At 33.3% G+C, this 12,570-nt stretch carries 15 protein-coding genes; 7 read left to right on the forward strand and 8 right to left on the reverse strand.

The features are described 5' to 3' along the window. Positions 1–66 precede the first annotated feature (66 nt). Both JVV30_RS07770 and JVV30_RS07775 read left to right on the forward strand, forming a co-directional pair. A complete protein-coding gene (locus tag JVV30_RS07770) occupies positions 67–1,314 on the forward strand; it encodes an ArgE/DapE family deacylase (protein WP_204193943.1) in 1,248 nt (415 codons plus the stop codon). A gap of 283 nt (positions 1,315–1,597) precedes the next feature. Beyond that, complete coding sequence (locus JVV30_RS07775) at positions 1,598–1,837, forward strand: DUF3923 family protein (protein ID WP_070854514.1); 240 nt, start codon at positions 1,598–1,600, stop codon at positions 1,835–1,837. 173 nt (positions 1,838–2,010) lie between these two features. Here the strand turns inward: JVV30_RS07775 and JVV30_RS07780 are convergent, their stop codons facing one another. Genes JVV30_RS07780 through JVV30_RS07815 form a run of 8 tightly spaced genes read right to left on the reverse strand, consistent with a single transcriptional unit; the run spans position 2,011 to position 8,522 of the window. Then, complete coding sequence (locus tag JVV30_RS07780; RefSeq protein ID WP_053030709.1) at positions 2,011–2,532, reverse strand: Na+/H+ antiporter subunit G; 522 nt, start codon at positions 2,530–2,532, stop codon at positions 2,011–2,013. Next, positions 2,507–2,809 carry a Na+/H+ antiporter Mnh2 subunit F gene (gene mnhF2, locus JVV30_RS07785; RefSeq protein WP_053030711.1) on the reverse strand — a complete coding sequence of 101 codons (303 nt, stop codon included), beginning with the start codon at positions 2,807–2,809 and terminating at the stop codon, positions 2,507–2,509. The genes JVV30_RS07780 and mnhF2 overlap by 26 nt, the downstream gene beginning before the upstream one ends. Continuing rightward, complete coding sequence (gene mnhE2 / locus JVV30_RS07790) at positions 2,806–3,288, reverse strand: Na+/H+ antiporter Mnh2 subunit E (RefSeq protein WP_053030713.1); 483 nt, start codon at positions 3,286–3,288, stop codon at positions 2,806–2,808. Before mnhE2 ends, mnhF2 begins: the two co-directional genes overlap by 4 nt. Then, the gene (gene mnhD2, locus JVV30_RS07795; protein WP_204193944.1) at positions 3,285–4,784 is read right to left on the reverse strand and encodes a Na+/H+ antiporter Mnh2 subunit D; all 1,500 of its coding nucleotides are present in this window, start codon (positions 4,782–4,784) and stop codon (positions 3,285–3,287) included. Before mnhD2 ends, mnhE2 begins: the two co-directional genes overlap by 4 nt. Beyond that, a complete protein-coding gene (gene mnhC2, locus JVV30_RS07800) occupies positions 4,774–5,124 on the reverse strand; it encodes a Na+/H+ antiporter Mnh2 subunit C (protein ID WP_053030717.1) in 351 nt (116 codons plus the stop codon). The genes mnhD2 and mnhC2 overlap by 11 nt, the downstream gene beginning before the upstream one ends. Beyond that, positions 5,121–5,546, reverse strand: a complete 426-nt coding sequence (mnhB2, locus tag JVV30_RS07805) for a Na+/H+ antiporter Mnh2 subunit B (protein ID WP_053030719.1) — start codon at positions 5,544–5,546, stop codon at positions 5,121–5,123. The genes mnhC2 and mnhB2 overlap by 4 nt, the downstream gene beginning before the upstream one ends. Then, positions 5,533–7,935, reverse strand: coding sequence for a DUF4040 family protein (locus tag JVV30_RS07810; protein WP_204193945.1), 2,403 nt, complete (start codon positions 7,933–7,935; stop codon positions 5,533–5,535). Before JVV30_RS07810 ends, mnhB2 begins: the two co-directional genes overlap by 14 nt. A 29-nt stretch (positions 7,936–7,964) precedes the next feature. Then, positions 7,965–8,522, reverse strand: a complete 558-nt coding sequence (locus tag JVV30_RS07815) for a tyrosine-type recombinase/integrase (RefSeq protein ID WP_053030723.1) — start codon at positions 8,520–8,522, stop codon at positions 7,965–7,967. Positions 8,523–8,664: 142 nt separating this feature from the next. Between JVV30_RS07815 and sroA the strand changes: the two genes are divergently transcribed. The 5 genes from sroA to sarA all read left to right on the forward strand — a co-directional run bounded on the left by sroA (position 8,665) and on the right by sarA (position 12,295). Beyond that, complete coding sequence (sroA, locus tag JVV30_RS07820; RefSeq protein WP_070854517.1) at positions 8,665–8,871, forward strand: sigS mRNA-stabilizing protein SroA; 207 nt, start codon at positions 8,665–8,667, stop codon at positions 8,869–8,871. Positions 8,872–8,905: 34 nt separating this feature from the next. Continuing rightward, on the forward strand, positions 8,906–9,127 hold the full coding sequence (locus tag JVV30_RS07825) for a DUF2922 domain-containing protein (protein WP_070854518.1): 222 nt from the start codon (positions 8,906–8,908) through the stop codon (positions 9,125–9,127). A 355-nt stretch (positions 9,128–9,482) separates the two neighbouring features. Then, positions 9,483–10,409, forward strand: coding sequence for a DMT family transporter (locus tag JVV30_RS07830; RefSeq protein ID WP_070854519.1), 927 nt, complete (start codon positions 9,483–9,485; stop codon positions 10,407–10,409). Between the two features lie 253 nt (positions 10,410–10,662). Further along, positions 10,663–11,598, forward strand: coding sequence for an efflux RND transporter periplasmic adaptor subunit (locus tag JVV30_RS07835; protein ID WP_343283857.1), 936 nt, complete (start codon positions 10,663–10,665; stop codon positions 11,596–11,598). 322 nt (positions 11,599–11,920) lie between these two features. Next, a complete protein-coding gene (gene sarA / locus JVV30_RS07840; protein ID WP_053030732.1) occupies positions 11,921–12,295 on the forward strand; it encodes a global transcriptional regulator SarA in 375 nt (124 codons plus the stop codon). Positions 12,296–12,570: the final 275 nt, after the last annotated feature.

Below are 12,570 nucleotides of genomic sequence, written 5' to 3' on the forward strand. Positions count from 1 at the left end.
TGACGTATATTTTATCTTTACTACAATTTTAACCGTACGATATTTCTATTTTAAGGAGTTAAAATCATGAATACATTTTCAGAGAAAGAGAAACTGACATTATTATCAGATATTGTAGAGATTAATACGGTGAATGATAATGAAATGGAAGTTGCTACTTATTTAAAAGACTTATTTGAAGCACATCATATTAAGGCAGAAATTGATACGGTAGAAGGTCAACGTGCAAACTTAATTGCTACAATCGGTAGTGGAAGCCCTGTGGTAGCAATTTCAGGCCACATGGATGTTGTATCAGAAGGCGATCACAATGATTGGGACTATCCCCCATTTCAATTGACCGAAAAAGAAAACCGACTATATGGCCGTGGTACTTCAGATATGAAATCTGGGTTAATGGCTTTAGCGATTGCAATGATTGAATTGAAAGAAAACCATCAACTACCTCATGGTACGATAAAATTCATGGCAACTGCGGGTGAAGAAAGAGAACAATTTGGTTCAGCACAACTATATCAAAAAGGTTATATGAATGACGTTGATGCTTTGATTATTGCTGAACCATCTGAAACAAACATCGTTTATGCTCATAAAGGATCAATGGATTATAAAATCACTTCTAAAGGTAAAGCTACTCACAGTTCTGTACCTGTTATCGGATATAATGCGATTAAACCATTAATTGACTTTATTCAAGATATCGATACTGAATATGAACGTATTTCTAAAACTTTAAAAAGCGAAAAACTAGATTTTTCACATCTTATTGAGCGCATTCAAACACAATTAACACAAGACAACCACATAGATGCGGATGAGGTTGAACGTGTGATTTCTGGACTTGTTATTAGCAATACCATTTTACATGGTGGGAACCAAGTGAATTCAGTTCCTGACATTGCCACTGCTGAATTTAATATTAGAACGATTCCAGAATATGATAATAAAAAAGTTAAAGCCCTATTTAAAACTTACTTAGAAGAAGTCAATAAACAAGGGGGTCAACTTGAAGAAGATTTATATTTAGACTTAGATCCAGTATTAACAACAGGAGATAATCCATTAATTAAGATTGGACAACGTGTGGCTAAGCAGATATTTGGCGAAGACATTGTTGCTTCACCAACAGTCGGTGTCACAGACGCTTCTAATTTGTTACGAGATAAAGATGAACACTTTTCTTTCCTAATGTTTGGACCCGGAACAGTGCCACATCAAATTAACGAGTATGTAGAAAAAGAAAAATACCTTCGTTTTATCGACTACTACAAGGAATTACTCATAACTTATTTAAAAGAAGAGTCCGGGACATAAATAATATGATGATGCTATTTTGCAAATTCGCAGTAGCTGACTGAACTGAAAAGGCGCTTTAATCAAGCTTTTCTCAGTTTTAGTCATCCTTGCGGAGGTGGGCGGGGCCCCAACACAAAAAATCACGAAAGTGATTTTACAAGCAAAGCAAGCTGGGAGTAGACGACGAATTTAAAAGAATTCTGTCCCACTCCCAACTCATATTTACAACGAGAAAATCTATAATCAAAAGCATAAGTTAGCATCGTACGACGTCACACATTCAAAAAAGGGGGGGGATTTTATGAAAATTTCATGGATCTTTTGGTGGATAGTAAGCGGCATTGAAGTACTAAGTTTTTTAGGATTTGCGCTTTTACTTTGGTTTAGAACAGTAGATGCTACAGGGGTCATACAAACGACTGAAATAAAATGGATTAATATTGCAGTACTAGGATTTGCGTACTTATTCCCTTTCCTAGTACAAATCATATGGCTAGTGATTAATCTTATTTACTCAAAAAAACAACAAACAACCATATAAATGATTTATTCAGCAGGTATTACTTTGCACTTCACCTATATCATTGTTATTTCTTTATGTTTATTTAAATCTATTAATGACATTAATTTATATATCAACCTAAAAAATGAGATTGAACATTCAAACCAGTCGTCTTTACGATGACGTGTTTATGTTCAATCTCATTCATTTAATCAATCTCTAGTTTCTTTTCTAGCTTCTGATAAGCTTTCAATATTCTCTTCTTGTTGCTTTTCTTTTTCTTTCTGTCGTTGCTTTTGAACGTCATAATAAATTTTCTCTCGACGTTCCTCTCGAATTCGAGCACGATTTTTAAGTTCCTCTGTTGAATTGTATTCTTTAGAGCTCAATAAAATTGAAGAGCGTTTTGGTGCATCATCTTTACGGTACATGTATGCGCCTGTACGGTATGCTGCTCTCGCAACTAAATGCATACCAACTGGTGATGTTAAGTTGATAAAAACAATCGATAATAACAATCTTACACTAAAGAAACTCTGTTGATTCGTAAAGTAAATTAACACGCCTACTAATGTTAATAAGACAGATAACGTCGAACTTTTAGTAGATGCATGACTTCGTAGAAAGACATCTTGAAATTTAACAATTCCAATCGCACTAATCACAGCAATAATACTACCAAGAAATATAAGGAGCGCGGCAATCAACTCAATGATTTCGTTTATTTGTACCATTGAATACACGACCTCCCCCTATAAATCTAGAAATAGATACAGAACTTACAAATGAAATAATGGCAACAAGCATAATAGAATCAAGGAATGACACAGTGTTATAAATCACACTAACCACACCTATAATACACATAATAACAGCACTGGAAGCATCAAATGCTACAACCCTATCTGCTGTTGTAGGTCCTTTGATTAAACGGAATAAGCCAATTATGAACGCTATGCCAAACAATACTAATGCACTTGTAATGAAGAAATTCGTGAGCGTTTCAATCATTGTGTCACCTCCGTAATCAAGTTTTCATATTGTTTTATACTTTTAAGTAGGCTTTCTTTTTCTTTTTCAGAAACATCAATACTGTGTATAAAGAATTTATTCGTTGTCTTTGAAATTCGAATCACTGTCGATCCAGGCGTAATAATAATTAAAATTGTCAAAAAGGTTATGGCCCAATCATTTTTTAATTTCGTTTCATACGTTAATAAGCCCGGATTCATATGATTCGTTTTGAATAAAATGTACTTAATAATACTAATACTAGAAGTAATTAATTGATATAAATAGACGCCGAGAAACTTGATAGCTACCCATATCTTTTTAGGATAAAAAGCTTGTCCAAAGAAACGATGCAGTATATAAATTACTATTAAACCAATGATGAAGCCAGATACGAAGGTAGAGAATTGAAATGAGTCTTCATCTTGAAACAGTACCCATAAAAATGCGATTAATATGTTCAATACAATTTGTCTCATTTATTCCCCTCCTTCAAATGTGTGTTAACAATGCTATGGAAGTAATTATCATCCAAATTCAATTTTGTAGCATTTTCAGTAGCATGCATCACGACTGGTGCTGCAATACCCATTGCAAGTACTACTGCGACTAAGACGCCCAGAATTGTTTTACGATGTTTAGGTAGCGGGTTGAAATCAACCTGTTCACCATCATTATCTCCAAAATACATAATAAATAGAATTCTAAATAAGCTATACATAGCTAATAAACTTGTGATAATCATTAATGCTAAGCCAATGTAATTACCATTTTCAATTGCACCTTGGAAGATTAACACTTTTCCTGGGAAACCACTAAATGGTGGAACGCCTCCAATCGCAAATATCATAACAACAAATGCAACACTAAAGAACGGTTCCTTCTTAGCTAGCCCACATAAGTATTTATATTCACGGTAACCAGACATATACACTAAGCTACCTATAATAAAGAACAACATCGTTTTAACGATAATGTCATTGGCTAGATAGAAGATGGCACCATGGACACCTGCAAACGTATTTGAACCTAGACCTAAAATGACAAAACCTATTGATAATATAACCTGATATGAAGCGACTTTCTTAATATCACGATATGCGATAACGCCGAATGCGCCTATAAGCATTGTGATACAAGACATAAATACTAGCAATGGATGTGTCACGCCTGTATGTTGGTCAAATAGAAGTGTAAAGAAACGAATCAGTGCGTACGCACCTACTTTCGTCATTAATGCTGCAAATAAAGCTGCAAGTTCAGTGTTAAGTACTGCATAGGCTTTAGGTAACCACATGAAGAGTACCAGTGCGGCTTTCGAACCAAATGCCACAATAAAGACAATTGAAATAATAATAATCGCTTTATTGTCATGAATTTGATCTAAGCGTAATGCGACTTGTGAGAAGTTTAATGTTCCAACTGTCTTATATAACAAGCCAATACCTAGTAAGAAAAACCATGAACCTATGATATTTAAGACAACATAAATAATGGCCGCTCTTAATTGTTCGACAGATTGACCTAATGTTACGAGCACGAATGAAGCGAGTAACATAATTTCAAACATAACATATAAGTTGAATAAATCAGATGTTAAGAATGAGCCAATAACACCCGTTGTTAAGAACAAAATAAATGTAGGCAAGTAGTATCGATTAACACGATCCTCGCCACGTCCAAATCCATAAGACATGATCAGTGTCACAACAAACGATGCAACAGTGACCATAACTAAACTTAAAGCATCACCTAAAAATTGAATACCAAAAGGTGCTGCCCAACCACCAAAATCAAGGGTGATAGGTTTATGCTGTAGCACATAGATTAATAAATAAAGTGAAATAATTGTATTAATAGACATTGTTCCAATGTACAAAATTTTAGATAACATGTTTTTTTCTTTCGTAAAAACAAGCACCAATGCACATAACAATGGTAATAGGATAGGAAGAACTAATAAATTACTGTTCATTGTCATCCTCCTCTCCTCTTAATACATCAATATTAGATTCCTTAGTAACACGGTATGTTCGATAAACAAGCACTAATAGAAATGCAGTCATCGCAAAGCCAATAACAATTGCAGTAAGTACAATCGCTTGTAATAACGGGTCCACATAATTGGTATTAGGACCATGAATTAACGGTTCTGTCATCTTATTACTATAATGACCCATACTCATAATGATTAGGTTCCCGGCATGTGTATAAATCGAAATACCTATAACAATTCGAATTAAGTTGAGTGATAGTATCATGTACGTTCCTATAAACACTAAAAATCCTATCACAAGTAATAATATTAAATTCATGATTTACCACCACTCAAAGCCAACATAATTGTCTCAATGACACCAACAACCGTTAACAATATGCCTAATTCAAATAATGTAATTGTTGTTACATGCAATTCACCTAATAAAGGTAAATGGATGTATGCTTCACTTTGATATAGGAACGCTTTACCAAAGAACACTGGCACAATTGCAGTAAGTGCCGAAATGATAGCACCAACAATCATCAATTTTTTAAAATCGATTGGAAGACTTTCTAAAACTTCATCTACATCAAAAGCTAAGAACATTAGGATAAAGGCCGAGCTAAAGATTAGACCACCTATAAAACCGCCACCCGGATTATTATGTCCCGCAAAGAAAACATAAAACCCAAAGGTTAATAATATAAAGACAACGATTTTAGTAACGGTTCTTAACACAACATCATTTTCTTTCATCTTGGCCCCTCCTATCTTTGTAATGTAATAATGTATAAATACCTAAACCAGCTATGATTAAAACAATACCTTCAAACATTGTATCCAATGCTCTGAAATCACCTAAGATTGCATTTACGATATTTTTACCGCCAGTTAATTCATAGGCATTCATATAATATTTAGAAATTGACTCAAAACCATCACCTTGTTGGGCAATAAATATCAGTGTCACGACGGCTCCAGCCATAATAAATGACACGATAATTTTGACAGTTTCCTTTTTCATATTCGCAGTTGTTCGTGCGATGTTTGGCAATCTTGAGAAACTGACAATAAAGAGAATTGTCGTAATTGTTTCTACTACTAATTGCGTTAATGCTAAATCTGGTGCTCTCATTAATAAGAAGAACAATGCCACACTATAACCGATGATGCCATTTAAAATAACCATCGTTAAACGTTGACGAATAAACACTAACGCGATACCAACAATACTGATCATAATGCCTAAAATAACTTCCAATGGGCCAAATTCTGAAACTTCTATTTGATGTAGCTTTGGCAAGCCGACTTGGAATATACCGTAAGCAATTAATATAGAGAAAATGAGTACTGTAATAATGTTATAGTGGTTTAATCTGTTGTTCATTAAACCTCGGATCATTTGACCAGAATAACGCTCGAAACCTCGATACACATTACGATAAGAAGTTGTTATCGATGCATACTTAATCACTTGATGCGTTATCGCTTTCCAGTTCACTTTTAACGCTAAAATGAGACCAACTATAATAACAATCACACTAAAAATGAGTGGTAAGTTAATGCCATGCCATTGAGATACGTGCGGTGCTATTGCATCAACGTTGCTACCTAAATTGGTAACATTACGAAGTGCTGGCAATACTAAACGCTCAGTGAAAACGTTAGGGATAAAGAAAATAACAGGTATCATAACCATTAAAATGATTGCTGGCAAACTAAACAACCATGGTTCGTGAATGTGTTTCTTAGGCACTTTCTTTTCATCAAATTCTCCCCAAAAAGTTTCTTTAAGCATGTAAACTGCATAGACAAAAGTAAAGATACTCGCGATACCACCAATTGCTACCACAATAATCGTTAACGTTAAACCAAATTGTTGTAATTCGATTGCGCTAACTAGAGAATCAAAGAACATCTCTTTACTCAAGAAACCATTTAATAACGGTACACCTGCCATTGATAACGCAGCGAGTGTCATGACTAAGTTCATTTTCGGGAAGTATTTTCGCATACCACTTAAGCGACGAATATCTCGTGTACCAGCTTCATGGTCAATAATTCCGACACCCATAAATAAAGCACACTTAAATATAGCGTGATTCATTAAATGGAATAAACCTGCGAATAATATGAGTGTGTAGGTTTCTGCCATTACACCTGATGGATGTTGTGCAATGCCTCCACCTAGACCAACCATCGACATAATCATTCCTAATTGACTAATAGTTGAATACGCTAAGATACCTTTTAAATCATATTGTCTCAAGGCTGTTACAGAGCCGAATATCATCGTAATCAATCCAACAAACGTAACAATATAAATATAACTATCACTTAAGCCTAAAATAGGCGTGAATCTAAATAGTAAAAAGATACCAGCTTTAACCATTGTAGCCGAGTGCAAATAAGCACTTACAGGCGTTGGAGCAGCCATGGCTTTAGGTAGCCAAATATGAAATGGAAATTGTGCTGATTTAGTAAAAGCCCCAATTAACAACATTATCATCATTGGTATAAATAGAGCATGTTCGCTAATGCTATGACTTTGTGTAAGTAATTCTGAAATCGTATTTGTACCAGTAATGATATATAGCATAATAAAACCTGTTAATAAGGCTAAACCACCTAATACGGTAATGATAAATGACTGAATTGCGCCTAATTGACTTTCAGCATTGCTATACCAGTAGGAAATTAATAGAAATGACGATACACTCGTTAATTCCCAAAATACATACATTAAAATAGTGTTGTTTGAAACGACAATACCTAACATACTAAACATGAATAATAATAAATATAAGAAGAAACGTGGCAAGTTATCTCTATTAGCAGATAAATATTGAGTAGCATAGAAAAATACTGCCACCCCTATAATGGAGATAATTAATCCGAACATTAATCCCAGGCCGTCTAATCTGAGGTCAAGATTAACATCAATAGCGGGCATCCATGGAATCTTAAATTCTACAAATTTTCCATTTAAAACACTGGGAATTTGGGTCAAGAAATACCCTGAAGCTAAAATAGGTGCTAACAATGCAATATATCCCGCAAACCGTCTCAATGGTTTAATAAACAACGTCATTAGGACGATTAGCATAATAACGATTAGTCCACCTAGTAAGTATACTAAGCTCATCAAAAGCCTCCTTTTCAATAAAAATTAAATTATAAATTTAAAGCGATAATTGTATGAAGTTCATCATCGGCAGACAACCCGATAAATTTAACCGTTTCTTGTGTTGTCTGATGACCTAAATATTTTTGTATGATTGCAATAGAAATACCCGATTGGTAAGCATGATAAGCAAACGTTTTACGCAAAGTTGTCAAACCAATATGACACAACCCTAATTCTTCAGCCGCATGATGAATGATTCGGTAAGCTTGTTGTCTAGAAAGTTCCTTATGTGTTCTTATTGATTGGAATAATAATTGATTGTCCATAAGGTTATTATATTCAATAAACCGCTTAATCTCTCCACGCAAGTCATTCGGCAACAAGATTTTAATTGCAGGTGCACATGATTGAATCCAAGAAGATTTAATGTCATCTTGATCATCCATTTTGACGTCGTTTACTTTTAAATTTAATAAATCTGTTAAACGTATACCCGTATGTATTGCTAATTTAAATAAAAGATAATCTCTATCTGATTTACGTTTTAATACATCATACATCTTTTTTATATCATCTTTATTTCTGATTGGTTCAACTTGATTCATCTATCCACCTCATAAAAGTTTCTTATTTAATGATAAACCATATTTTAGTAACATGAAACGTTTTTGCTCAAATTTCTTTAAAATAATGTGTCTCTTTTTTGAATTGATTTCGATATATAGAGTGAAAGGAGGTGACAAACACATGAATGAAATTTCACAATTATCTATTGTTTGTACGCATATCACTCACGATGCAAGTGGCAAAGCAAAAGAAACGAAACGTCGTTTTACAAACTTAAATACAAGAGCCACAGATTCAGAAATCAGATCTTTTGTTAATATCATCGCACATCTGATTAATGAACCATTCGACAAAATTGAAGTCGTTAAAACTCAAGATTTAGCTTAATTCAAATCTAAAAATAATTAAGGAGGTATATAATATGACAAAAACTTTAGAACTTGCTTTTAAAACAAATTTAAATAAAACTGCTAAATTGCAATTCCCGAAAGTTAACGTTGTTGTATCAGAGGCTGATGCTAAAGATGCCATGGATAATATTATTAAGCTTAATATTTTACAACCTACAGCCGGTACACCGATTAAAGCGACATCTGCTAAATTAATAGATGTTACGAGTACTGTCATTTTCGAAACAAAATAACCTATCACGATCGTGTTATGTCATTGATTTCGAAACAAAGCGATTATTACGCGTCCACATCGAAAATTGGCAGTAATGAATTGAATTGAGAAGGTACTTCAATGGTACTGTTCTCAGTTCTAGTCATCCTTGCGAGCGGACCGTAACATCAAACATGCGCCTATAAGCAAGACAAATTGGAGAGTAACAATGAATTCAACTTGAATTCTGTTACTCTCCTTTTTTAAACTTCAATTCAAAGTCCTACATATATAATGATGTGCATCGCGACAATTCCGCTACTGTATTTTGAAAATAATATTTTAAATGCGTATAATAATGATGTGTTAATTATAAAAAATGTAGGAGGTCAATTGTGGCATTTTTATTTATACTTGGTATCGTGGCTGGTATGATGGTTCCAATACAAACCTCAATTAATGCTCGTCTAGGACGTTTCACTGAATCAACTTTCTATGCGTCTACCATTTCATTTTTTATAGGTAGTTTATTTTTATTTATATTAAATGTAATTTTTAACCCTAAATTATTTGATGCTTCATTTTATAGTGGCCACACAATAGACTATCATTGGTGGGTTGGTGGTCTGTTAGGCGTTTGTTTCTTAACAGGAAACTTATTATTACTTCCCCGTATAGGTGCAGCATTAACAGTAGTTATGACCGTAGCTGGTCAAATCATCATGGGGGTCTTCATTGATACTTTCGGTTTACTTGGCGCGAGTAATCATCCCTTCACACTTTTAAAAGCAGTAGGCATTTTAATCTTACTCTTCGGTATTTTATTGATGAATGAGATACCTAAAAATAAACTTGAAGAAAAAACAAATCTTATGTTTTATGTATGGCTAATTATCGGATTTATATTTGGCTTTGCACCGCCATTACAAACAACCATTAATAGTGGTTTAGCTCAACAAATGCATAATTCATTGTTTGCGTCACTTGTATCATTTAGCGTTGGCACATTCGCGTTATTCATTCTAACGTTAATATTTAACCGAAGCCTTAAAATTAAAGTCTCACAACCAGATATAGGTAAAATCAAGCCTATTCATTTCATTGGTGGTGTATTAGGCGTTATTTTTGTCACTTCAAACATTATTCTAATGCCATTTTTAGGCGCAGCGTTAACTACAATTGTTGCCATGTTGGGACAAATGCTCATGGGCGTATTGATCGATCACTTCGGCTTAGGTGTTCCCAAAAATTCAATAACATTGCGCAAATTCAGTGGATTAATCGCTATTGCCATTGGGATTGTTTTATTACGTCTCTTTTAATTTGTATAACAGAATATTGATATATTTATTCAAAATGTCTTCTTTTCTTAATTGTTGAGAAGACATTTTTTTAATTTAATAATATTGGGAGTGGGACAGAATTCTTTTTAAATTCGTTGTCCCACCCCCGCAAGGGTGACTAGAACTGAGAAAAGCTTGAATTAAGCGCCTTCTCAGTTCAGTNNCTTCATTATATTATTTTTGTCACAACCTCATCACCATAGTATAATCATTGTATAACAACTTTATAGAGGTGATTTTACTGAAGACATTTTTTACCCCATTAAAACTTTTAGTGACTGCACTTATCCTCCTGATTATCTCCTTCGGCTATTATATTTATTCAAAAATACCTAACGAACCAGACACTTCAAAAATAGAAACGCTCACTGCCAAACCTCAATATTCCCTTTCTTTTATTGGTGAACAGCAATCTCAAGAAAGCTTTACTTTATATTTCAATCCTTCTCTAGGCAATGTTGCCTCTTTATTTGTTAAAAATGGTGAAACCATTCATTCTGATGCTCCTTTGATAGACTATTATAACCCTATTCTCGAGAAAATGATTGTCTCTAAAAAGAAAGCTCTAGCTTCTCTTCTCAACCAATCCCCGAAACCACCAGGCGGACAACACATAGCGCTAAACACACAAATACTTGAACTTCAAAATCGGCTACAAACACGTATTCATTCCCCTATTCATGGCAAAGTAACCGTCTTAGATCCACATCCTTCTAAATTAAATACAAAAATAATGCAAATTAATAGCGAAAAACATATTATTCGTGCTAATATAACTGAATCCCAATTAGATCAAATTAAAATAAACCAAGAGGTAAATGTTACAACAAAGCACGCTAAATTATTCACTGGTAAAATTTTATCTATTTCTCAAATTCCTCACAAAGTGGAAAAAGGAGAATCCATTTATCAAGTAAATATTTCCACCCAAGATCATTACCCACTTGGTCGTCATTTCGATATTGATGTTGGAAGTTCTAAAATAGAACTACCTACAAATTCAATATTTGAAAATGATTATGTTTTAATTACACAAAATAACAAAATTATTAAAAGAAGAATAGAATATACTAAGAGCCCCAAAAATGGGTATATTATGGTATCCAAAGGATTAAACTTTGGGGATAAAGTTATCGTACACCCTTCATCCTCACTTCTATCCTATTAACCATAAGTTTTTCACAATAAGCTATTCGGAATAAATTTTATTATATAGAGCGAAATAATAATTGTTCTTAATTAATTGATTTTTATCAATTGCTTTGAAATTCAAACAAAGAATATAATAATCAAAATATTGTTTTATTAAGTACTTTTTTGTTTACTTCTTAATTCCATTTAGTTATAATTAACTAAATAATATAGCATTAAATTAATTTAATAAAATTCTTTTAATCTAAATTATTTAAGTATTTTTAACTATTATAGGACGTTATATATAATTTAACGGGCAAAATAGAAAAGCACACATAAATTGGGGAGGTTTCAAAATGGCAATTTCAAAAATCAATGATTGCTTCGAGTTATTAGCAATGATCACATACGCAGATAAATTAAAAAATATCATCAAAAAAGAATTTTCAATTAGTTTTGAAGAGTTCGCCGTTTTAACATACATTAGTCAAAGTAAAGAAGATGAATATTATTTAAAAGATATTATTAATCACTTAAATTACAAACAACCACAAGTAGTTAAAGCAGTGAAAAATTTATCTCAAGAAGATTACTTTGATAAAAAACGTAATGAACATGATGAAAGAACTGTATTAATCCTTGTTAATAGTACACAACGTAAAAAAATTGATTCATTATTAAATAAAGTAAATACACGTATTGAAGAAGCTAACAAAGAAACTGATTTATAATTTCTTTGTGGCTTTTCTAATTCTATTTGTTTTCGATATACATTTAAAAATCTGGAATTGTATTTCCAGAGAAATACAGTCTGGGACATAAATTATATAGTAATGCTAATTATCAAATTCGCAGTAGCTGACTGAACTGAGAAGGCGCTTAAATCAAGCTTTTCTCAGTTCTAGTCATCCTTGCGGAGGTGGGCGGGGCCCCAACACAAAAAATCACGAAAGTGATTTTACAAGCTAAGCAAGTTGGGGTTGGGCCCCCAGCAAAGAGAATTTCA

The organism is Staphylococcus sp. GDY8P47P (assembly GCF_016892225.1).
GTDB classification, from domain to species: Bacteria; Bacillota; Bacilli; order Staphylococcales; family Staphylococcaceae; genus Staphylococcus; species Staphylococcus borealis.

What these genes read in the sequence shown, in the direction of transcription:
- JVV30_RS07825 (WP_070854518.1), top strand. Translation starts at nt 8,906, where the DNA reads ATGACAAAAACTTTAGAACTTGCTTTTAAAACAAATTTAAATAAAACT.
- mnhF2 (WP_053030711.1), bottom strand. Translation starts at nt 2,809, where the DNA reads ATGATTGAAACGCTCACGAATTTCTTCATTACAAGTGCATTAGTATTG.
- sroA (WP_070854517.1), top strand. Translation starts at nt 8,665, where the DNA reads ATGAATGAAATTTCACAATTATCTATTGTTTGTACGCATATCACTCAC.
- JVV30_RS07780 (WP_053030709.1), bottom strand. Translation starts at nt 2,532, where the DNA reads ATGGTACAAATAAACGAAATCATTGAGTTGATTGCCGCGCTCCTTATA.
- sarA (WP_053030732.1), top strand. Translation starts at nt 11,921, where the DNA reads ATGGCAATTTCAAAAATCAATGATTGCTTCGAGTTATTAGCAATGATC.
- mnhD2 (WP_204193944.1), bottom strand. Translation starts at nt 4,784, where the DNA reads ATGAACAGTAATTTATTAGTTCTTCCTATCCTATTACCATTGTTATGT.
- JVV30_RS07775 (WP_070854514.1), top strand. Translation starts at nt 1,598, where the DNA reads ATGAAAATTTCATGGATCTTTTGGTGGATAGTAAGCGGCATTGAAGTA.
- JVV30_RS07770 (WP_204193943.1), top strand. Translation starts at nt 67, where the DNA reads ATGAATACATTTTCAGAGAAAGAGAAACTGACATTATTATCAGATATT.
- mnhB2 (WP_053030719.1), bottom strand. Translation starts at nt 5,546, where the DNA reads ATGAAAGAAAATGATGTTGTGTTAAGAACCGTTACTAAAATCGTTGTC.
- mnhE2 (WP_053030713.1), bottom strand. Translation starts at nt 3,288, where the DNA reads ATGAGACAAATTGTATTGAACATATTAATCGCATTTTTATGGGTACTG.
- mnhC2 (WP_053030717.1), bottom strand. Translation starts at nt 5,124, where the DNA reads ATGAATTTAATATTATTACTTGTGATAGGATTTTTAGTGTTTATAGGA.
- JVV30_RS07810 (WP_204193945.1), bottom strand. Translation starts at nt 7,935, where the DNA reads ATGAGCTTAGTATACTTACTAGGTGGACTAATCGTTATTATGCTAATC.
- JVV30_RS07815 (WP_053030723.1), bottom strand. Translation starts at nt 8,522, where the DNA reads ATGAATCAAGTTGAACCAATCAGAAATAAAGATGATATAAAAAAGATG.